A 22,090-nucleotide genomic window follows, 5' to 3' on the forward strand; every position below is an offset into this window, starting at 1 on the left:
CGGACGGCATGGGCGTTCTCCTCCTGGAACTCAACGAGATCAATTTCGAGCAGGTGCAGCGCTACGCCGCGAGGGGGCAGCTCCCGGTGCTGGCCGGGCTGATCGAGCGCCACGGCCTGTGCCGCACCACGTCTGAGCGCCGCTACGAGGAGTTGGAGCCATGGATCCAGTGGGTCACCGCTCACACCGGGCTCACGCTGGCCGAGCATGGCATCTACCGCCTCGGCGACGTCGACGAGCGCTCGCCCGACCAGATCTGGGAAGTGCTCGAGCGTCAGGGTGTCCGCGTCGGCGCGATCAGCCCGATGAACGCGGTCAACCGTTGCACCGACGCCGCCTTCTTCATGCCTGATCCCTGGACGACGTCGAAGATCACGGGGAAACGGCTGGCGCGCCTCTTTCCCCCAGTCGCCGCGGCGGTGAACGGCAACGCCGACGCGCGGATCACGCCCGGCACCGCGCTGCGGCTGCTCACGGGTCTGGTCAGCAACGCGTTGCCTGGCAACTATGGCGGCTATGTCGCCGATGTCGCCGCGGCCGCGCGCGGACGGTCGTGGCGCAAGGCAATGTTGCTAGATCGTCTGCTCGCTGACGTGTTCGTCCGCGAGGTGCGGACGCACCGGCCCGGCTTCGCCTCGCTGTTCCTCAACGCCGGCGCGCACATTCAACATCACTACCTCTTTAATTCCGCGGTTTACGAGGGCGGGCTGCGCAATCCCGATTGGTACGTCAGCCCCGACGCGGATCCGGTGCTCGACGTTTATTCCCTGTACGACGCGATCGTCGGCCAGATCCGTAGCGCCTTCCCGCAGCACCGGCTGATGCTCGCGACCGGACTGCACCAGGATCCGCACGGCCAACTGACCATGTACTGGCGACTGCGCGAACACGCCGCCTTCCTGACCGCGGCCGGTGTGCCGTTCGCGCGAGTCGAGCCGCGGATGTCGCGCGACTTCGTCGCCTTCTGTGACGACGCTGCGCAGGCAGAGGCGGCGCAGCAGCGGCTATCCTCGATCACCTCGCAGGAGGGTAAACCGCTGTTCACCGTCGACAATCGCGGCGACAGCCTCTTCGTCGAGCTGACGTGGTCGGCCGACATTCCCGCCGACTTCGTCTATCGTCGCGGCAACGAGACCGTCGGCGGCCTGCGCGAGGCGGTGGCCTTCGTCGCGATCAAGAACGGCGAGCACAACGGCGAGGGCTATTTCGTCGACACCGGCCGTACCGCGGGCGACGTCGTCGCTTTCCCGCTCACCGAACTGCCAGCGCACATCGCGAGCGCGTGCGGCGCACGCTGGGAGCGTGCCGCCGCCTGAAGACGCGGCCGCGCGGCGCTGGCGGCTCGAGTACAGATCCTAGATCACCACCGTCGATAGCGCGATGACGGTGTCGGCCGGCACCTCGACTGCGCGGTCGGTCGGATTGCGCAGCGCCAGATCGACCGAGTACCAGCCCGCCGCGCCCTCGCGATTGTCATAGAGCACATGGTCCTGCTCGGTGACCGTGCCGAGCACGGCCCGCGCGGGACCCTCGCCTAGCACGTCCGCGGCGGCGGTGCAGATCACCATCTGCCGCGCGTTGACCGGCGCCGCGGCCAGCTCGATCGGGTAAGAGGCGATCTCGATCGAGCGCGCTTTCGCGACCCTGCCGGCCGGCACGAACAGACGGAGCGTGCGGAAGCGGCGCGTCTGCCGCGGCGCTAACGCGACCGCGTCGGGCAAGCGAAAGATGTAACCGCCCTGCTGCTGCAGCGCGGCGGCGCGGAAGACGCCGATCGAGCGATCGCTGGCGACGGAGCCGGAGAGGGTCTGCGCACTTGCGGCATCGGCCCACACGGACACCCAATAATCACGGCCGAGGCCGCCGAAGGAGCCCTGGAGGTGGACCGCGATGCTGTCCCGGATCGTCGCCGCACCCGACAGCAGGTTCTGATTGCCCGTGCGCCAGAAGGGCACGCCGACGGCGCAGGCGAGATCGACGTTGCTGCACCCGTTCACCGCGATGGCGCCGCCGCTCGGCTCCTGGATCTCGGCGGAGAGATGCACGTCGCGACAGCGATTCAGCGTCAGTGCGACGTGCTGCGGATAGGGCGGTTCGCCGCGGAAGCCGCCGGCGCGGGCGAGTAATAGCCCTGCGGCGGAGACATTGGAGCAATCCTCCAGGACGATCTGGTCGCCGCCGCTCTCGAAGACGGTCACGGCGTTCAGCGTGATGAACGTCGTCTCGCGGATATAGACGGGCGTGCCGCTGCCGTGGAACAGGCGCAGGTTCTCGAGCCGCAACCCGTCGCATCGGTGCGCCTCGACCACGCCATCGCAGTGGATCGAAACGATCGCCTCGCCGATGCGCGCGTCACGGACGGTATAGACCTTTGAGGCGGGCGTGCCGAAGCGAAAGACGCGGCGACAATCGCTCGCGGACCAGTCGCTGATGCTCGGCATCTGGGTGTCGGGGGAGTTGGCGCGCTGGTTCGCGTCGATCCCGACGTCCAGGCCATGAAAGGAGACATCGCGCGCCTCGAACTGCGAGGAACCGGTGATGTCGACGCCGACCGCGCCCTTCTGCTGTCCCGCGGGCCAGCCCCAGCGCGATTGGCGGCCGCCGATCGCCTTGATCGCGATGCCCTCGATGGTGCTGCTGTTGCTGCCGGTCGCGTCAAAGGCGAGCGTCCCGTCGACCAGTATCTCGGAGCGCACCACTGGCGGAAAGGCGGCCTCGTCGTAGGGTTCCCACGCCGACTTGCCGGTGCCGACGATGCGCTGTCCGCTCCCGAGCTTCACCGCGCTGCCCAGGCGGTAACGACCGGGCGGGACGAACAGGTAGCGCGTGGCGGCGAGGGCGCGGCGAAACGCCGCGCTGTCGTCGGTCACACCGTCCCCGATGGCGCCGAACTCGCGCACCGAGGCGATGTCGCGCCCGCTATGGCCCATCGGCGTGGCCGGACCGAGCGCCGCCGAGGAGAGCGTCGGCGCGGCGGGTACGCCGCCGAGGAAGCCGGTGACGATCGAGCGGCGCGTCGCTCGCATAGGATCCCACATCATCTCGCTCCGTCGTTCGCGATTCGGGCGGACGCCCTTCAGGATCCATCGCGCGCGCCGGCGTCACGCCGGAACGGGACGAGGTAGCGCAACTGGGTCAAGCCGAGCGCACGATGCCATATCGTCGGGCCATGTGTCGCCATCGCGACGCCGAGGCGCCACGCGAGCGGACCACGCCCGGGCAGTGGCGAACGGTCGGTCCGCTCGTTCACCGCCGCGGCGGCGACGGGGAGATCGGCGAGGAACGCTCGCGCCTGGACGTTGACCGCGCGCGACAGCGTCGCCGCGCGCCGCACGTAACCGATCGCGGAGCGTCGACGCCCGGCGCCCAGCACGTTGCTGTCATGCTGGCGGTAGAGCCCAAGTCGCTCGGGTTCGAACTCGACGCGGCCGAGGTGCGTGGCGAGCAGCACCAGCGCCCAATCGTGCATCACATAATGTTCGAGCCGCTGATGTTCCAGCATGAGCGCGAGGAGGGCGGGGGTGGCGGCGATCGTGTGGCCGATCACCGGACTAGCGATCATCAATCGAGCCGGCTCGAGGTCCCGCGGCAATCGGAACGGACGGCCATCGTAGAAGCTTGGCCGCAGCTCGCGCAGCTCGGCGTCGCAGAGTATCACGTCGTGGAAGGCGAGGATCCGGTCGTCGACGCCGCGTCGCGCGGCCGCCACCCGTGCAGCCATTCGGGCCGTCTTCTGCGGCAGCCAGACGTCGTCCTGATCGCTCAGGAACACGAGGTCGTCGTCGGCGCAGCGCGGTACGATATTCGCGAGCGCGTGGCGAAACGACAGCGTCACACCGGGGGCATGGTCGACCAACTGGACGTCGAGCCTGGGCCACCGGGGCGCGAGGCCCGCCAGCAACGACCGCGTCGCGTCAGTCGAGGCGAAGTCGAACACATGGATCTGGTCGACCGGTAGCTGCTGCTCCATGATCGACGCGAGCTGCGCCTCGAGGAAGTGCGCGCCGTTATGCGCGCACATGACGACCCGGATCATCGCTTCCTCACGCCCGCGGCGGCACCACCTCGAGCTCGGGGAGGGGGAACAGCAGCGCATTCCCGGCGAGCTCACGCGACGCCACGAAGAAGTCGCGGAAGTGCCACGGCAGCACGAGCAGATAGTCGGTCTTGTCGCCGAGCAGCTGCTCCTGCGGAACGATCGGGATCCAGGTTCCCGGCGTCACACAGCCGAACTTGTCCGGGTTGACCTCGCCGACCGCCGTGATCGCATCGGGACCAAGCTGACAATATTGCAGCAGCACGTTGCCCTTGGTCGAAGCGCCGAGCGCGGCGACCGTCTTGCCCTCCGCGCGCGCCGCGGCGATGAAGGCGGTGAGTTCCTCGCGCAGCCGACGGGTGCGCTCGGCGAAGCGATGGTAGACCCCAAGCGAGTTGATGCCGTCGCTCTCCTCGCGGCTGAGCAGAGCCGCGACCGTGGCGGGCAGCGGCGCGCCATCGGCCTTGCCCGCCGTCACCGAGAAACTGCCGCCGTTGACGTCGTTGAACTCGACGTCGCGGATCGCCAGGCCGGCACGTTCCGCCATCCAGTGTATCTGCCGGAGCGCGTAGAACTCGATGTGCTCATGACAGACCGTGTCATAGGAATTGCGCGCGAGCATGGTCGGCAGATAGCTCTGCTCGAACACCCAGACGCCGTCGTCCTCGAGGATCCCCTCGATCTCGCGCATGAAAGCGAGCGGGTCCTCCAGGTCGTAGAACATCGAGAAGGACGTGACGACACGCGCCTTGCGGCCGGGAAAGCGTTCGCGAACCAGACCGGCCGTGAAGAAGTCGGGGATGACCTCGACGTGAGGCTTGTAATATTGGCGGAACTTGGCGGCCGTGGGATCGATGCCGACCAGTGTCACGCCGTCCGCCGGGTAGAAGCCCAGCGTGGTGCCATCGTTGCTGCCGATGTCGACGATCAGATCGCCCGGGCGGATCAGGTCGAGATCGGTGATACGACGGACCTTGGCCTCGAGATGCTTGACCATGCTCTGGTTCAAACCTGAGCGGTAGCCGTAGTTCTCGCCGTACATTTCCTCAAGGTCATAGCTGCGGTCGAGCTGGACCAGCCCGCAGGTGTCGTCGCCGACGCATTTGACCAGAACGAGCGGGCCGCCGGTCAGCTCAGGGTCTTCCCCGCGCGGGAAGGTGCCCGTCAGGCGCTGCTCGCCGAGGTCGAGGACCGGCTCCAGCCGCTCGTTGCCGCAGATGCGACATGCTTTGATCGGGTCCGTCACGCCATCTTCCCTTCTTGAGTGCCTGCCCGCAAGGCGAGCAGGTCGGCATCCACCATGTTCTTGATCATCGTCTGAAATCCAATGCGTGGCGCCCAGCCGAGGCGGGTGCGCGCGCGCCGCGCGTCACCCATCAGCTGGGCGCCGTCGGGCGATCGCCGCAGCGCCGGGTCGACGCGGACGTGCCGTTTCCAGTGCAGCCCGGCATGAGCAAAGGCGATCTCACACAATTCGGCAACCGAGTGCGTCTCGCCGCTCGCCACGACATAATCATCCGGCTGCTCGGCCCGCAGCATCAGCGCCATGGCGCGCACGGCGTCGGCGGCGTGGCTCCAGTCACGCCGCGCCTCGAGATCGCCGAGGACCAGCTCGTCCGCCGCGCCGACCGCGATCGCGGCCGCCGCGCGCGTGATCTTGCGCGTGACGAAGGCGGCAGGGCGGCGCTCACTCTCATGGTTGAACAGGATGGCGGAGCAGGCGAACGTCCGGTCGCGCTGCCGCGCCATGCCGATCAGCTGATGCGCCAGCAGCTTCGCCGCACCATAAGGGCTGCGTGGGGTGAAGGTGGTGTGCTCGTCCTGCGGGCTGGTCCGCGCGATGCCGAACATCTCGCTGCTCGACGCCTGACAGAAACGGGTCGGGGCACCCCGGATCGCGTCCAGCACGCGGGCGATCAGAACTCCGTTGATCTCGGCGATCTCGACCGGCCGATCGTGCATCCCCAAGCCGGTCGAGAAGGCGGCGAAATTGTAGATCTCGTCCGGGCAGGAGCGATCGACGAGCGCCGCGATCGCGGCCGTGCTGCGCAGATCCACGTCGGTCAGCTCCGCCGCGCCGCAGCCGATCGCGCCAAGGCGCGCGCGCGCGGAGGACGGATCGCGCGACGTGCCGACAACGCGATAGCCCTCACCGAGCAACAGCTCGGCGAGATAGGAGCCGTCCTGCCCCGCGATGCCGAAGATCAGCGCGGTACGCGCCATCACGCCGGATGCTTGGACGGAGATCGCGCCGCCATACGGCGGCTGAGCGCGCTCGCGAAGCGGCTGTTCCACGCCAGCGCATAGCAGGCCGGTCTGTAACGGCCGCGCATGGCGAGCAGGAACGACAGCGCGACCACGTTCGCGAGGCGCCCGGGCAGCAGTGCGAGCGCGAGCAGACCGAGGCGCCACGTGCCGACGCGCCGCGCGCCGAAGAAGCGCCGGTACTGGCCCAGGTCATACGAGCCATTGGCACGGAAGCCGAGCATCTTACGCGGGATCTGCCACGGCCGGGCAGGGGTGACCGCGGCCTTGGCGGCATCGGAGAAGCCTGGGAAACTCCAGATCATCTCGGGCCACATGAACATCCAGATCTCGAACCCGCGCGCGCTCCACATCGCGTTGCCGAAGCGGATCTGGATCAGCGGTTCGCCGAGCAGGATCACGCGCTCGATCGGCGCCTGGAAGATGACGCCGACATGGATGAAGAGGGAACCGTAATAAGGCTCGCGCGCGCGGCTCAGCCACAAGGAGCGACGGATCACGGTGCCACCGATGAACGACAGCACGTCGCCGGCGTCGGCGAGAAACGCGTCCCCATCCTCAGCGCCATAGCGGCGTATCCCCGAGAAGCCGAAACGTCGGGTCTGCAGCATCGCCGCGCAGCGCACGTCGAGGATCTCGGCGTCCACCACCAGCAGGTCGGGATCTTCGTCGAGCAGGCCGAGCACCCGGTCGACGGCACCGTCCTTGAGCAGGTCGTCGTCGGTCATCAGCCAGACATATCGGCCGCGCGCATAGCCGACCGCTTTGTCATAGTCGGCGTCCACCCCTGAGTTCGTCTCCTCGCGAACGTAGCGCAGCTGCGGCCAGTCACGTGTGTAGCTTGACACCACCGCCGCGGTGTCATCGGGCGAGGCGCCGTCGACGACGATCAGCTCGACCCCGGGCCGCAACTGCGGAAGGATCGTGTCGAGCGTGGCCGCGATGAAGTTGCCGCGTTTGAACGTCGCCATGCAGATCGAGAGCAGCGGCTCAGTCACCCGACCGCCCCCGCAACGCGCGCAGCACGCGGCCGATCGCGCCGCCCACACCGGGAAGTGCCAACAATCGATCGGAGAGGTTGCGTCGGATCATCAGACCGCGCGCGCGCACCATCGAGGCGCGATAGGCCTGCTCCGGCCGCTCCCCCGCGACCGCGTCGCCGCGCGCGGCGTACCAGTCGTTCACGCCGGTGCGCCGGAAGCGCACGTAGCCCTGCCGCTCCAGGAGCCCGCGTAGGCCGTTGCCGAGGAGGATCGAATTGTCCTCAATGATCAGCACGCGCGGGCGCCAGCGCGCCAGGTCGAAGCCTGCCAGGACTGCCGCCTCATGGCCCTCCACGTCGATGGAGACGAAGGCTATCTCGCCCGGCGCGACGCCGGCCTGCTCTAGGACCTCGTCGAGCGGCGCCGTGGCCACCGCCACCTCGCGCACCGTGAGGCCCTGCCGCCGTATCCCGTCGCGCGCACCAGGTTCGATACTGGAGACCGCGTGAGACAAATCGGCGCCCTCCGCCAGCATCAGCGTGGTCGTGCCGCGCGCCGCCGAGGCGGCGCCCTCGAACAGGAAGGAAGCGCGTTCCCGTCGTAGCCGGGCGCAAAGGTCGGGATTTGGCTCGACGAGCACGCACCGCCAGCCGATCCGCTCGAAATAGAGGCTGACGCTGCCCGTGACGCCGTCGTTGGCGCCGACATCGACGCACACGCCGGCGCCGACGTCTCTAAACATGTCGGCCAGCAGCCGGTCCTCACCGAACTGCCCGTGAAATTGCTCTGCCACGACCCTCATAATCCTATGTCAGTCCAGCCGTGGCGCGCCTCACTAAGAGCCGCCCTTCCGGCATCAGCAGCACATTCGTCGCCGCTGCCCCTGCCGCACCGACCAAGCACACCAGCAGACGCACCACGTCGCTACCCGCGTTCGGCATGACCGTCGCCGCTGCAAACCCGAAAGCGACTGAAATGGCAAGAGGGGGCCCGACCGCCTTCGTTGCCCATCGCCGCCCCTCGCCGGGCAAGATATGCCGGTGCGTCAGCCAGGTGCCGAGCGCGACATAGCATAAGTGAAGCACCAACCAGGCGGCGGCGACACCGACCGCGCCGCGAGCAAGCGCCAGGACGATCACCAGCGGGAGGAACACGAGTGACAGGCATAGGTTAATCGTGAGCGGCAGCGTCGTATTCCCCTTGGCGAGTTGCAGCGCATAAGGGAAGTACATGATGCAGTGCGCTGCGGTGCCGAGACAGAGCAGCACGACGATTAGCGATGTCTGCTGCACTATTGTCGGGTCATGCACCCACAGCGCAAGAATGCTCGGCGCGCCGACGACGATGGACATGGCGGCGGGGAGGATCAGCGACAGGAACAAGCGCGTCGATGCGTGATACTGGCGCGACAGATCGTGCTCGGAGCCAGCCTCTACCAACGAGCAGAACTGCGGATAAACCACGTTGAACGCCGGCGTAATCAGCCGGTAGAGGACGCTCGTGAGCGCGATTGCAATCGTGTAATGCCCGACCTGCACCAGCGTCGCGGTGCGCATCAAGACGACCTTGTCGATCTGCGAGAACACGATCCCGGTCGCCGCCACGCCCGCCATCCCGGCCGAGAAGCGCCATATCGATCGGATCGCCGTCCAGTCGAAGCGATCGGTCGCGTCCTGGCCGATCGCCCGCCGCGCGGCATGGCGCATGGCGAGCGAGTGGAGCAGCCCGACGGCCGCCTGCCAGAGAAAGAAAGCGCGAAGTGAGGGCTCGACAAAGGCCAGCACCGCGACGGCGCCGCCGTTGGCCAACGTCGTCGTCGCGATGGTGATCGCGCTGGCAAGGTCGATCCTACGCGTGCCGTTCAGCACGCCGGTGTACAGCGTGGCGGGCCAGCGCAGGCCGACGGTGACCGCGCTGAGCGCGAGCGCCAGCGTGACCTGACCAGTCGGCAGCGAGCCGGCGTGAAGCCAGTCGCGCGCGATCCAAGGCGCCATCGCCGCCAGAAGCGCCGCGACTAGACAGCCGGCGACTACGAAGAGGACAGACATGGAGTGGACGAGGCGCCGCGCCGCAGCCATATGGCCGCTGACTCCGGCGCGAGCGACCTCGCGGCTGACCGCGGGAGAGAGGCCGAGGTCGAGCAGTACGAAGAGGCTCTGCAGCGTCAGATGGACGCCGATCATCCCATAGGCTTCGATCCCGAGGTAGCGGATGTACCACGGCACCACGAGGAGGCCGATCAGCGCGGTCCAGCCGGAGCTCGCCACCCCGGCAATGAAATTCCGACCGTTCGTCATGAACGTCAGCTGTGCAGACCGTGCTGGCGCAGCAGTGCCTCGCGTTCGGCGCCGCGGCGATCAGACGCGACCATCTCGCGCACGAGCTCATCGAAACTGGTGCTGGGCTGCCAGCCCAGCGCCTCGTGCGCCAGTGTCGGGTCGCCGAGCAGCGTCTCGACCTCGGTGGGACGAAAGTAGCGCGGATCAACCGCGACGACGCGGCGGCCGGTGTCGTCGAGCGCGACTTCGTCCAGACCCTCGCCCTGCCACGTGAGTGATATGCCAAGTTCTCGGAAAGTCGCACCGACGAAGTCACGCACCGTATGCTGTACACCCGTGGCAATCACGAAATCGCGCGGACGATCCTGTTGGAGCATGCGCCACTGCATCTCGACGTAATCGCGTGCGTGGCCCCAATCGCGTCGCGCGTCCATGTTGCCGAGGTAGAGACAGTCCTGCAGACCCAGCTTGATCCGTGCCGCGCCGCGCGTGATCTTGCGCGTCACGAAATTCTCGCCGCGAACCGGGGACTCATGATTGAAGAGAATTCCGTTGCAGGCGAAGATATCGTATGCTTCACGATAGTTGACGACCGTCCAATAGGCGAACATCTTGGCCACGGCATAGGGCGAGCGCGGGTAGAAGGGGGTCGTCTCGCGCTGCGGCACCTCCTGGACCAGCCCGTACAGCTCCGAGGTGGACGCCTGGTAAAAGCGCGTACGCCGCGCCAGTCCGAGCGCGCGGATCGCCTCCAGCAGCCGGAGGGTGCCCAATGCGTTGACGTCGGCGGTATATTCCGGCTGCTCGAACGACACGGCGACGTGGCTCTGCGCGGCGAGGTTGTAGACTTCATCCGGTTCGATCTGCTGAAGCAGCCGGATCAGGTTGCCGCCGTCGGTCAGGTCACCGTGATGGAGGAACAGACGAACCTGTTCCTCGTGCGGGTCGCGGTAAAGATGGTCGATCCGATCGGTGTTGAAGCTCGACGACCGGCGCTTGATGCCGTGAACGACGTAGCCTTTGCTGAGCAGCAGGGCCGCGAGATAAGATCCATCTTGCCCGGTGATCCCGGTGATCAGCGCCGTCTTCGTCTTCTGCATTATCACCCAGCCTTGCTCAAACTCAAACGGCCGCCCGCGCCGTTCCAACTGATACAGGAGGAAGGATCAGCACGGTGCGGAGCGCGCATGTTCCTGTCACCGGACCGGAGCAGGGCCTTATCGGCGAGGCTCCGGGCGAACAAGCGTCATTGTCGGAGCGCCGGATCGGTCGGCGGGTCCGGTTCGACGCGGAACAGCAGCTGACAGGTAAGATACCAGGATGGTAGAAACAGCCAGGGATTGTTGAAGCCGATCAATGCGTAGGTGGCGAACCGCGCATAGCCGCGCAGCGACTGTTCCGCGGCGGATAGGAACATGGCGAGGATGAGCAGCAGGATCGCCGTCGTCGCGGCGGGGCCGAGCTGGAGTACCAGCATCGGTAGCTGCATCTCGATCTGGTAGGGCTGGTCGCGGTCGGTCGACAGGTAGGGGATGAAGGTCCCCCAGCCCCAACCGCTCCAATTGTCCTGGAGCAAGCTGAGGATAACCTGGAGCTGGAGCTGCTTCGCGCTGAGGCTGAGATCGATGTCGGGCCGTACCACGGGCAGGTAGATGAAGAGCAGCACCGCGCTTCCCACCGCCGCGATCGCCGTCGCGACCTTGATGTGAGGCGGACTGCGAAGGATGTAGGGCGCCATGAGATTGGCCGCGAGCAGCGCCATCACCACAGCGCTTCGCGCGATCAGGACCACGAAGAAGGTCACTGCCGCCAGCGTCGCGAGCTGCAACCAGCGGCGACGGAAGGTCGACAGCAGCGCGACCGCGGCGAGGCTCGAGGACTCGAAATAGATCCGGTAGGTCACGCCGTCACTGCCCTCGATCCGGTTCAGGCCGCGGAATCCGTACAGATCGACGTCGTAGACGAGAAAGTAGATGCTCAGAGCGACATTGAATAACGTGAAGTACGTCAGGAATTTGCGAAGCAGTCGCGGGTCACGGCGGACGCCGTAGTTGAGCGCTGGCATGGCGAAGACGAACAGCACGAAGCCGATGAGGTGGACTTGGTCATACCCGTTACCGAATTGCGTGAAGTACACCAGCAGCCCGACCACGCCGAGGGCGATGGCCAGCATCAGGTCGCGCCGGTAGCGCGTGTCCCCGCTCCCGACCAGCAAAAGCCCGGGGACGACGAACGCTTTCTGCGAGACGAAGAGGAGCAACGGCCAGGCGTTGGTCAGCAGCGGAAAGGCCATGGCCCGGATCGTCGGCCAAAGCGAGGGCGCGACGGGCGCGGCGGGTGCTACCGACGCGTCGGACGGCAGGGGGAGCAGCCCCGGCGCCGGCAAGGCGGCGTTATCGGGCACCGAAGCCGCCGATCATCGTGGGGATCGTCCGCATCGCGATAATGATGTCGAGCCAGGCGGAGAAATACTTGATGTAGTAGAAATCGTACGACAGCTTCTGGTTGATGGCGTCGAGATCGGTTACGTGTCCCTGCTGGACCTGCGCCCAGCCGCTGATCCCGGGCCGAACGATGTGACGGTAGCTGTAGAACGGGATCTCGCTCTCGTACCAGCGCGACAGCGGCACCGCCTCCGGTCGCGGACCGATCCAGCTCATCTCGCCGCGAAGGATGTTGACGATCTGCGGCAGCTCGTCGAGCCGGGTACGGCGCAGCACCCGACCGATGCGGGTCACCCGATCGTCGTCGCTGCGTGTCATCGCGTCTTCGCGCGCGCCGTGCTCGTCCGCGATCGCGTCGCGCGGTCGCATCGACCGGAACTTGACCATGCGGAAGGTCTGGCCCCGATATCCCATCCGCTCCTGCCGGAAGAAGACTCCGCCCGGTGAGTCCAGCGCGATGATCAGCGCGATCATGGCCATGGGCCCGAGCAGTAGCGGCAACAGCAGCACCACACCGACGAGATCGAGCAGCCGCTTGACCCGGCGATAGGCGTGGTTGGGCAGCAACGAGCCGAAACTGTTCTCCGACAGATGCTCGATCGTGACACGCCCGGTGAGCGACTCACGCAGCAGTTTGGAATGATAGACGGTCCGGCCACTGATCGCGGCCTCGGCCAGCATCCGCTCCCAGGCGGCGGCGTGGTCATGGCGGAAATCGGCCACAATGAGGCACGGCTCATGCTGCGGTACGACCGGGGTGTCGAGCATCATCCAGCGCGCCTCGTCGATGTCCTGGAGCGTGTCGGCGTCGCCGCCAGGCACGACAGAGAAGATCGGCTTGACGAGCCGCTCGGTCAGGAAGGCGAGGCCGAAGGCGGTGAGCACCGCGACCACGAAGCTGCTTGTCAGCACCACCCGGCTGTAGACCAGTCGCAGGCCCAGGATCCCGACGAGAGCGATGCCGTAGCTGGCCGCGAACGACGGCAGGATCATCGAATAGGACCGCATGCCGGGAAAGTCGTCGACGCGTCGCAGGATCATCAGCCCGGTCAGCGTCGCGACCGCCGCTGCCACGACGCTGTTGAGAATGGCCCGGTTCGACTCGGCGGTGATGAAGCCGAGATAGACGTACAATCCCGGCGCCGCGACCGAGAGCGCCCACATGAGCACGACCTGGAAGCGCAGTCGCCGAACGATTGTCATGTTCCGCATCGGACTGGCGACGATCTGCTTGGTCATCAGCATGAACGGTTCCACTCGCGTTCATCTGGCACGATCGAGCTGACCCGTGCCATCTTTAAAGGTCCCCGCCGGTGCGCCAGTGCAGCATCAGCCGCGTTATAGGCGCGCCCTCACGCGTCGACCAGGCTAGCGCCCGGCTCGTTCATTACGCCCGTCGCCCCGGGGCGGTCGCGCGATACTCGCGCCTGGCCAGATTCAGCTGATGCATCGCTTGCACTCGAATGATCTCAACGTCCCGGTGCCGCCGGGGAGCGCATAGCCACTACGCCCTTTGCCAGTGCCCGCCAGGCAGCGCCGCGTGGTAGGGCAGTTGCTTCGGGCGCGCAACCAGCACGTGATGCCACACGGCAGGGGTGAGCCGCGGGTACCGCGCACGACAGACGTTGCGATCGATCGCGCAAGATTCTAGGCGCGAAGCCATGTCTTCAGCGCATCGGTCCAGACTGTCCGACAAGTTCAGTGTCTCGCTTTGTCTGCTCGCCGGCCTCTTGGCGGCGCTATGGCTCGCCGGTGGTGCCTCACGCCCGGACGTTCTGGGTCAGGCGATCGTGCGCGGCGCGGCGTGGCTGTCGCTGATCACCATGGCGCTGGTCGGCGAGCGTCCCGCGCTGCGACGCGTGGCCGTGCCGGCCGTGCTGCTCTCCCTCGTCGCGCTGCTGCCGCTGCTGCAGCTCATCCCGCTCCCGGTCTCGCTGTGGCAATCGTTGCCCGGACGCGACCTGTTGCGCGAGGCTGCCGCGGCCAGCGGGCAGTCGCAGCCGTGGCGTCCGTGGTCAATGGTGCCGGCGGCCACCGCCAACGCGCTCGGTGCGCTGATCGTCCCCGCCGCGGTGTTGGTACTTGCGGCGGGGCTGCGCGAGGGCGAGCGCCGCCATCTGCCCGCGATCCTGCTGGCGGTCGTGCTGGCTGGAACGCTGGTCGGCCTCCTTCAGGCATCGGGCGCGGGGTTCGGCAATGCCCTGATCAACGGCACGCCGGGCGACGTCAGCGGGACGTTCGCCAACCGTAACCATTTTGCACTGTTCGTCGCCATCGGTTGCGTCGTGGTGCCGAGCTGGGCGTTCAACGGTGGGCGGCGCTCCGGATGGCGCGGTCCGATCGCCCTCGGGCTCATGCCCTTTTTCGTGCTCACGCTGCTAGCGACCGGCTCCCGCGCCGGTCTCGCGGTCGGTGCGCTGGCGGTAGCGCTGGCGCTGGTGCTCGCCAGGCAGGGACTGCGGCGCGAGCTGCGCCGCGCGCCGCGGTGGGTTCTTCCGGCCGCCGTCGCCGCACTCGTCGCGGTGCTGGCCCTGCTTATTGGCATCAGCATCACCGCGGACCGCGCTCAGTCGGTCAATCGGCTCGTCACGATCGACGCCGCGCAGGATACGCGCGTACGAGCGCTGCCGACCGTGCTGAAGATGGTGACCGGCTATTTTCCGGCGGGGACGGGGTTCGGCAGTTTCGATCCGATCTTCCGCGCCAATGAACCTTACGCGCTGCTGAAACCCACCTTCTTCAATCACGCGCACAACGACTTCCTTGAGATCGTGCTGGACGGCGGCGCGGCGGGATTGGCCGTCCTAGTGAGCGCGCTGGTCTGGTGGGCGGTGTCCGCCGTGCGCGCGATGCGCGCGCCCATGCCCGACGCGTTGCCGGCGCGTACCGGCGCGGTGATCCTGCTGCTGGTAATGATCGCCAGCGTCTTCGACTACCCGGCGCGCACGCCGCTGATGATGGCGGTAATCGCGCTGGCCGCCACGTGGCTCGCCTACGCCCCGCGCGCGTCCGAATAGTGTGGCGGTGGCCGCGCTTTACCGCGCCGGGGGCAGCATCTATAGCGGCGCAACTTCCGCCAGTCTGGAACCCCGCCTAGCACATGCGTAACGTTCTTATTGCCACCATCCTCTCGGTTGCCGTGGCCGGATGTGCGGGGCGGCCGCCGCTGCAGTCGAACCAGCGGCTTACCGTGATACCGGATACCGGGCTGCCGGCACCCGATCGGAACGATCTCACCGCGGGCGATCGCCCCTCGCTGATCGGACCGCTCGACACGATCCAAGTCGACGTCTTCAACGTACCCGAGCTCAGCAGCGACATGCAGGTCGACGCCAGTGGACGGATCTCGATGCCGCTGGCGGGCACAATCGACGCGCGCGGCAAGACCTCGGCGGAGCTAGCGCGCGCGATCGAGAGCGCGCTTCGGGGCCGATACGTTCGCAATCCTGAGGTAACGGTCAATATCCGCAGCTCGGTCAGCCAAGTCGTTACGATCGACGGACAGGTAGTGGAGCCCGGTCTGTATCCGGTGACGAACCAGATGACGCTGCTGCGCGCGATCGCCTCCGCCAAGGGCCTCTCGGAGTTTGCCCGGCAGGACGACGTGGTCATTCTGCGAACGGTCAACGGCCGCAAGCTGGCCGGCCTGTATAACATCGATGCGATCCGGCGCGGTTATTATGACGATCCCTCGATCTACGCCAACGACATCATCATGGTCGGCGACTCGCCGCAGCGTCGTCTCTTCCGCGATTTCGTGTCGCTGTCTCCGCTTCTCGCAGGGCCGCTCATCGCGGTACTCCAGTAAGGCTGCCTAGGACTGTCATGAACGTGGCTTCGACCAACTTTGTGTCCGCGTCGGGACTCAATCCGCCGAGCCCGACCGGGGTCGAGCCCGAGCGCTTGCCTCTGCTCAAGCAATACATGCGCGTGGCGATGCGGTGGCGCTATGTCATCATCGGCATCACCGCCGCAGCACTGATGCTGGGCTTGGTCATCACTCTTCTCATGACTCCCAAATATACCGCGATCACCACGCTCGAGGTGTCGCGCGAGTCGAACCAAGTCACTAATTTTCAGGGGGTCGAGCGCGAGACCAGCGTCGCCGATCAGGAGTTCTACCAGACGCAATATGGGCTGTTGCGCTCGCGGGCATTGTCCGAGCGTGTCGCCAACCAGCTGCGTCTCGTGGATGATCCCGACTTCTACACCCGCTTCCGCTATTCTAGTTCCAAACCGGCGTTTGATCTCGTCGGCGGCCGCTACCCGGCATCGGGCCGTCCCGAGCGCCAGCGGGTGGCGGGTGAGATCCTGCTGAAGAACCTGTCGGTTAATCCGACGCGACTGTCACGCCTGGTCGACGTGGCGTTCACCAGCCCAAACGCGATCTTCTCGTCTCAGGTCGCGAACGCCTGGGCAGACAATTTCATCCAGACCAATCTGGAGCGAAAGGTTCAGGCGACGGCTTATGGCCGCGACCTTCTGCAACGCCAGCTGGCGTTGCAGAAGGAGAAACTCGACCAGTCACAGCGTCAGCTCGTCGGCTACGCCTCGGCGCAGCAGATCATCACGCTGCCCGCACAGTCGGGCGGCGACGGGAAGACCGCGTCCGAGCGCTCGATCGTGGTCGACGACCTCGCCGCGCTCAATGGCGCCCTCGCGACGGCGACCACCGACCGCATCCAGGCGCAGGCGCGCTACGAGCAGATCGGGCGATCCGGCGCCTCGACCGAGGCCTTGCGGAACCTCGCGATCAATTCGCTGCGGCAGAGGCGCGCGGAGCTGGCGGCCGACTATCAGAAGCTAATGGTGCAGTTCGAACCGGGATATCCTGCCGCACGCGCGATCCAGTCCCAGATCGATCAGCTCGACCGCTCCATCGCGCGCGAGGAAAATCGCGTCACCGGATCACAGCTGGCGGACTATCGCGAGGCGCGTGAGCGAGAGCAGGCCCTCCAGACCAAGGTCAACCAGCTCAAGAGCCGGTATCTCGACGTGCGGCGCCGCAGCATCCAGTACAACATCTACCAGCAGGAGGTGGATACCAATCGCGCGCTGTACGACGGCCTGCTTCAGCGCTTCAAGGAGATCGGCGTCGCCGGCGGCGTCGGCATCAACAACATCGCGATCGTCGATACCGCTGACGTGCCGCAGCGTCCCTCGAGCCCCAAGCTCGGGCTCAATCTCGCGCTCGCGCTGCTTCTCGGGCTCGGTCTCAGCGCCGCCATCGCATACGCGCTCGAGCAGATCGACGAGGCGATTGCCGACCCCGCCGAGATCGAGCGGCGGCTCGGCCTCCCGTTACTCGGCTCGGTTCCCAAGGTCGCGACGAGCACGCCGCAGGAGGCCCTGCTCGATCGCAAGTCCGACCTGTTCGACGCCTATCTGGCCGTGCAGACCAATCTCGGCTTCACCACCGAACATGGTGTTCCGCGCTCCTTCGTCGTGACCTCGACTCGCCCTGCTGAGGGTAAGTCGACCACCGCCTTCGCTCTGGCGACGACGCTGGCACGCGCGCAGCGGCGTGTGATCCTGGTCGACGGCGACATGCGCTCGCCCTCCGTCCATCATCTCGGCAACGTGGATCATGACCGCGGGTTGAGCAACTTCCTGGCGGGCGAGGAGGAGATCGCACCGCTCACCTTCACCATGGCCGAGCTCGGCTTCACCGCCATGTCGGCGGGTCCGATCCCGCCGAACGCCGCGGAGCTGCTCACCGGCAATCGTCTGTCGGTACTGATCGAGCGACTGCTGGAGACGTATGATCACGTGATCATCGACTCCCCGCCGGTGATGGGGCTGGCCGACGCGCCGCTGATCGCCAGCCGCGTGGAGGGCGTGATCTACACGGTGGAATCGCACGGCATACGGTCGAGCCTGGTGAAAACCGCGCTGAGCCGCCTGGCGAGCGCGAACACACGCATCTTCGGCGCAGTGTTGACCAAGTTCGACGCGCGCAAGGCGCATTACGGCTATGGCTACGATTATGGCTATGGCTACGGTCGCAGCGACGATCAGTCGGCTCGTGCGCGCGCCGGCTGATCGACCCGCGCGCGAACGGCGCGCCGGGGGCCGCACCAAGCGCCGCCTCGCACGTGGCGCGATCGCCGTCGCGCTGGCGGTGACGGGCTGGATCGGCGTTTCCGCGTCGCTTGGCCGAGCGCTCTCGCGCGGCGACCTGGCGACGGGCCATGCGCTCGCGCCGGCGAACGCGCAGATCACCGGCCGACTCGCCCAGTCGCTGATCCGCGAGGACTCGGCGCGACGGGGCCATGATCGCGAGCGGGGGCGGGCGCTCGCGCTGGAGGCGCTGCGGCGCGACGCCACGGTCGTGCCCGCGGTCGTGACGCTGGGCCTCGATGCCGAGCTCGCCGGCGATCGCACGCGCGCGCGCCGGCTCTTCGCCTACAGCGAACGGCTCTCGCGTCGTGACCTGACCACCCAGCTTTGGGCGCTCGAAGATGCGGTCGGGCGCGGCGACGTCGGCGGCGCGCTGCGGCACTATGACATCGCGCTGCGGACCTCACCCGAGAGTGCCGACCTGCTGTTTCCAGTGCTCGCGGCAGCGAGCGCGAACGCGACGGTCCGCGCCCCGCTCGTGCGCCTGCTCGCCGGCGCACCTCCCTGGGCAGCGCCGTTCGTCAGCTATGTCGCGGATCATGCAGATGATCCCCTCGCCGCGGCGCAGCTGCTCCGCGCGGCGGGCGACGCGGGATTTGTCATTCCCGCGAGTGCGCGTGCCGCTGCGGTGACGGCGCTCGCCCGCGCCGGCTATGTCGAGCAGACGTGGAACTTCTACGTCGCGGGACGACGCGGGCTCGATCGGCGGCGCTCTCGTGATCCACGCTTCACCGCCGACACGAGCGCGGCGACGCCGCTGGACTGGACCCCGGTGGAGAGCCCGGGCATCAGCGCCTCGATCCAGCGCGGCGACGGGGGAGGCGTGTTTGAGGTCGCTGCACCAGCGAGCGCTGGCGGTGCCGTTCTCCGGCAGTTACAGCTGCTTCCTCCTGGTCGATACCGGCTGATCGGCCACGGCACGGGCATCAGCCAGCCCGACGGCGAGCGCCCGTACTGGTCGATCACCTGCCACGACGGGCGTGAATTCGGTCGCGTCGATCTACCCGATCTGTCCCGCACCGGGGGTCGGTTCGGCGGCAATATCGTGATCCCGTCGGGATGCGGTATCCAGATGCTGCAGCTCATCGCGCGGCCGGTCAGCGCGGCGAGCGGGCTGTCGGCGCAGATCGATCGTGTCGAGCTGGAGCCGGCGGCGTGACGACCCTCCGTGGATGGTGCCTGCTTGCGGCGGTCGTGTCGCTCCTCTGCGCGGCGCCTGCCACCGCCCAGGCGAGCGGGCGCGACGATCCGTCGCCGCCGATGGGCCGAGTCGCGAGGTCGACCGCCGGCGCCGTCGGGCAGCGGCAGACGCGGCTCCAGTCAGCAGCGGGGATTGCGCCCACAGCCCGTGTCGCGAGTCGTATCCAGAACCGCATCGAGACTCGGCTGCACACCCGGATCGACCGCGGCTATGACCCTTTGATGGGCGGCGCCGCCGCCTATCGCGCGGCCGAGCGGGAGGTGCGCACTGCGGGCCGGCGGGACGAGACGCGGTCGGCACCGCCCGCCCGTACGCCCCGGCCATCTAGCGACTAACGCCGTATTTACCACTGCGGCGCTAGCAACGCCGGCATGGATGTAAGCCTCACTGCTCTCACCGCGACGCGGCTCGACCCGGCAGCGCGTCCGTTCTGGCTGGGTCTTGCCATGGGCACGGTGCTGCCGGTGATCGCGGGCATCCTCTTCGCGACCTACGATCTCGCGGCACGGCCGATCGTCGTGCAGAACGCACAGCTGTGGGGCTATGTCTATCTCGCCGGCGAGATTGCCTTGATCCTCCATGCCCAAGCGCGCGGCCTCGACGTTTGGTCGATCGCGCGCGCGCTGCCGCGCTGGGCTCAGGTCGCACTCACCGTTTTTCTGACGACCTTCTGGATCAGTTCGGTGACCGTGTCGCGGCTACCGTCCTGCTCGATCATGCTCTGCCTCGCCTGGACGATTCATCTGCTGTTTGCCGCTGGCCTGTTCCATCTGATGCGTGACGTGCCGCAGGTCGCGCTGGCGCGCTTTTGGCCCGGCTTCGTCGTCGGCCTCGTGTCGCTGACCTTGATGATCGTGATCCACTTCACCTTCCTGCCGGCGTGGCTCGTCGGCCATGAACGGTCGGTCGACTGGAAGGTCGCCATACCGGGCTTCATCAACGTTCGACTGTTCGGATCCTGGACCGGCGCGGTATTCGCGGCACTCCTCGGCCTAGCCTGGCTCTCGCCGGGGCGAGGGCCGGCCGCGCATCGCCTGTATGCCGCGGCGGCATTCGCCTTCGCGCTCACCTTCTGGACGACGACGCGCGCGGCGCTGCTCGCAGACCTGTGTGTCCTCCCGATCGCGTGGTTCGTGGCGGGAGCACCGCGCGCGCGCGCTTTCTGGTCGATCCTGCCGCTCTACCTGTTGGCCGGCGCGCTCCTGACGCTCCCGTTCCAACCCTATCACGACCCCTCATACACCTTCTTCGAAGCGAACAATTTCACCTCCGTCGATGGGTTCGCGACGGGTCGGCTGAGCTATTGGTCGGCACTGCTACGGCTCGCCCTCGACCACCCGCTGCTGGGAAGCGGGATGATGGCGAGCTGGTGGCTGCTGCCGCCCTTCTACATCCACCCGCATAACGTCGTCGTCGAGTTCCTGCTCAACTGGGGCATCGTCGGCGGCGCGGCGGCTGGGTCGCTGCTCGCCGGCGCCGCCTGGCACGCCCATCAGGCCGCCGCGCGAGCATCGGCGCTGTTGCCCGTTGTCCTGATGGTGGACGTGTTGGCGATCGAGGGATTGTTCGACGGCATGTTCCACTTCGCCCAGTTCGTCATGCTGATCCTGGGCGGTCTGGCGATCTGCCTCGCGGGCGCGCGCGGCGTCGTGGCAGACTGAGCGAACCGCGGGGATGTTGTCTCGTCTTGGCGTCACTGGATCATTGGGCTAGGCAGAAGACGAAGGTGCGGTCGACATCGTCGCGCGAAGGCGCCGGATCGGCGACGATGTCTCGTCGATCGGCTCTTCGCGGCCAACATTGTCGATTCGTCGCTTCTTTTCACCGATGCGGGTAGCGATAAGGACGATGATGGTGCCACATGATCTGGCGGCTCTGGCCGCCGTCTACGAGCGCGATGGCTATGTCGTGTTCGACCTCGACATACCCGATTTCGACTCGGTCGCGAGCCAGATCGTCGACGGTCTCGCGCCGAAATTCGACGATACGCACCGGATCGAGAACGCGTGGCGGACCAATCAGGCGGTGCGTCAGCTCGCGACGCACCCGCAGGTCCTCGAGACCCTGCACTATCTTTATGGACGCGAAGCCTTCCCGTTTCAGACCTTGAACTTCGACCGCGGCACCCAGCAGGCGACGCACAGCGACACGATCCATTTCGACAGTGAGCCGCAGGGATTCATGGGCGGCGTCTGGGTGGCACTCGAGGACATCGACGCGGCGAACGGCCCGCTTCATTATTATCCCGGGTCGCACACACTGCCGCAGGCGACACTGGCCGACTTCGGCGTCACATCGTTGAACGGGCAAAACCCGTATGACCTGTATCGTACGGTGTACGAGCCGGGCATCGCCGGGGTTGTCGCTCAGCACGGTCTCGAACCGCGCGAGGCGCATCTGCGCAAGGGACAGGCGCTGGTCTGGTCCGCCAACCTGCTTCACGGCGGTCAGCCGATCCTCGATCCAGGCCGGACACGACACAGCCAGGTCACCCATTATTATTTCGAGGGCTGCAGCTATCACACGCCCTTGCTGTCCGACGCCGCGAAAGGGCTACATCGGCGCTACCCGGTCGATATCCGCACCGGTCGGAACGTCGGCGGCGTGAGCGAAGGGAAGCCGATCGCGGTGCCCGTGAGCCAGCGCGTGAAAAGCATGGCGAAGAACGTTTTGCAGACTGGAACGCGGTACCGCCGATAGGCGGTGATGCTGGTCGGCCGCTTCTCGCCGACCGGGAAGCGGTCGCCGGTCATGTCGCCAAG

Annotated in this window: 18 protein-coding genes; 8 read left to right on the forward strand and 10 right to left on the reverse strand. The window is 67.0% G+C overall.

The window, feature by feature from the left end; translation table 11 throughout:
• Positions 1-8: 8 nt before the first annotated feature.
• Positions 9-1,316 (forward strand): alkaline phosphatase family protein, encoded by a 1,308-nt coding sequence (locus FHY02_RS20270; RefSeq protein WP_183925669.1) that lies wholly within the window; start codon positions 9-11, stop codon positions 1,314-1,316.
• 39 nt (positions 1,317-1,355) lie between these two features.
• Here the strand turns inward: FHY02_RS20270 and FHY02_RS20275 are convergent, their stop codons facing one another.
• From FHY02_RS20275 to FHY02_RS20320, 10 genes are all read right to left on the reverse strand, one after another.
• Positions 1,356-3,026, reverse strand: a complete 1,671-nt coding sequence (locus tag FHY02_RS20275) for a glycoside hydrolase family 55 protein (protein WP_221198758.1) — start codon at positions 3,024-3,026, stop codon at positions 1,356-1,358.
• Between the two features lie 50 nt (positions 3,027-3,076).
• Positions 3,077-4,036, reverse strand: a complete 960-nt coding sequence (locus FHY02_RS20280) for a glycosyltransferase (RefSeq protein ID WP_183925671.1) — start codon at positions 4,034-4,036, stop codon at positions 3,077-3,079.
• A gap of 7 nt (positions 4,037-4,043) precedes the next feature.
• Positions 4,044-5,282, reverse strand: a complete 1,239-nt coding sequence (locus FHY02_RS20285) for a class I SAM-dependent methyltransferase (protein ID WP_183925673.1) — start codon at positions 5,280-5,282, stop codon at positions 4,044-4,046.
• Positions 5,279-6,259, reverse strand: coding sequence for a GDP-mannose 4,6-dehydratase (locus tag FHY02_RS20290; RefSeq protein WP_183925677.1), 981 nt, complete (start codon positions 6,257-6,259; stop codon positions 5,279-5,281). The genes FHY02_RS20285 and FHY02_RS20290 overlap by 4 nt, the downstream gene beginning before the upstream one ends.
• Positions 6,259-7,299 (reverse strand): glycosyltransferase family 2 protein, encoded by a 1,041-nt coding sequence (locus tag FHY02_RS20295; protein WP_183925679.1) that lies wholly within the window; start codon positions 7,297-7,299, stop codon positions 6,259-6,261. The genes FHY02_RS20290 and FHY02_RS20295 overlap by 1 nt, the downstream gene beginning before the upstream one ends.
• Entirely contained in the window at positions 7,292-8,077 is a 786-nt protein-coding gene (locus FHY02_RS20300; protein ID WP_183925681.1) for an FkbM family methyltransferase, read from the reverse strand. Before FHY02_RS20300 ends, FHY02_RS20295 begins: the two co-directional genes overlap by 8 nt.
• A 13-nt stretch (positions 8,078-8,090) precedes the next feature.
• Positions 8,091-9,581: a lipopolysaccharide biosynthesis protein gene (locus tag FHY02_RS20305; RefSeq protein ID WP_183925683.1), complete on the reverse strand. Its 1,491-nt coding sequence runs from the start codon at positions 9,579-9,581 to the stop codon at positions 8,091-8,093.
• Positions 9,582-9,586: 5 nt separating this feature from the next.
• Positions 9,587-10,663 carry a GDP-mannose 4,6-dehydratase gene (gmd, locus tag FHY02_RS20310; RefSeq protein WP_183925756.1) on the reverse strand — a complete coding sequence of 359 codons (1,077 nt, stop codon included), beginning with the start codon at positions 10,661-10,663 and terminating at the stop codon, positions 9,587-9,589.
• Positions 10,664-10,809: 146 nt separating this feature from the next.
• Complete coding sequence (locus FHY02_RS20315) at positions 10,810-11,856, reverse strand: hypothetical protein (protein WP_183925685.1); 1,047 nt, start codon at positions 11,854-11,856, stop codon at positions 10,810-10,812.
• Positions 11,857-11,956: 100 nt separating this feature from the next.
• Positions 11,957-13,252, reverse strand: coding sequence for a sugar transferase (locus FHY02_RS20320; RefSeq protein ID WP_183925687.1), 1,296 nt, complete (start codon positions 13,250-13,252; stop codon positions 11,957-11,959).
• Between the two features lie 380 nt (positions 13,253-13,632).
• Between FHY02_RS20320 and FHY02_RS20325 the strand changes: the two genes are divergently transcribed.
• From FHY02_RS20325 to FHY02_RS20355, 7 genes are all read left to right on the forward strand, one after another.
• Positions 13,633-15,024, forward strand: a complete 1,392-nt coding sequence (locus tag FHY02_RS20325; protein ID WP_183925689.1) for an O-antigen ligase — start codon at positions 13,633-13,635, stop codon at positions 15,022-15,024.
• Positions 15,025-15,107: 83 nt separating this feature from the next.
• Positions 15,108-15,815 (forward strand): polysaccharide biosynthesis/export family protein, encoded by a 708-nt coding sequence (locus tag FHY02_RS20330; RefSeq protein WP_183925691.1) that lies wholly within the window; start codon positions 15,108-15,110, stop codon positions 15,813-15,815.
• Between the two features lie 17 nt (positions 15,816-15,832).
• Complete coding sequence (locus FHY02_RS20335; RefSeq protein WP_183925693.1) at positions 15,833-18,049, forward strand: polysaccharide biosynthesis tyrosine autokinase; 2,217 nt, start codon at positions 15,833-15,835, stop codon at positions 18,047-18,049.
• Positions 18,000-19,286, forward strand: a complete 1,287-nt coding sequence (locus tag FHY02_RS20340; RefSeq protein WP_183925696.1) for a hypothetical protein — start codon at positions 18,000-18,002, stop codon at positions 19,284-19,286. Before FHY02_RS20335 ends, FHY02_RS20340 begins: the two co-directional genes overlap by 50 nt.
• Positions 19,283-19,663 carry a hypothetical protein gene (locus FHY02_RS20345; protein ID WP_183925698.1) on the forward strand — a complete coding sequence of 127 codons (381 nt, stop codon included), beginning with the start codon at positions 19,283-19,285 and terminating at the stop codon, positions 19,661-19,663. The genes FHY02_RS20340 and FHY02_RS20345 overlap by 4 nt, the downstream gene beginning before the upstream one ends.
• A gap of 36 nt (positions 19,664-19,699) precedes the next feature.
• Positions 19,700-20,989 (forward strand): O-antigen ligase, encoded by a 1,290-nt coding sequence (locus tag FHY02_RS20350; RefSeq protein WP_183925701.1) that lies wholly within the window; start codon positions 19,700-19,702, stop codon positions 20,987-20,989.
• 139 nt (positions 20,990-21,128) lie between these two features.
• Positions 21,129-22,028: a phytanoyl-CoA dioxygenase family protein gene (locus FHY02_RS20355; RefSeq protein WP_183925703.1), complete on the forward strand. Its 900-nt coding sequence runs from the start codon at positions 21,129-21,131 to the stop codon at positions 22,026-22,028.
• The last annotated feature ends 62 nt before the right edge of the window (positions 22,029-22,090 follow it).

This window comes from Sphingomonas sp. BK069 (genome assembly GCF_014193405.1).
Lineage (GTDB): Bacteria > Pseudomonadota > Alphaproteobacteria > Sphingomonadales > Sphingomonadaceae > Sphingomonas.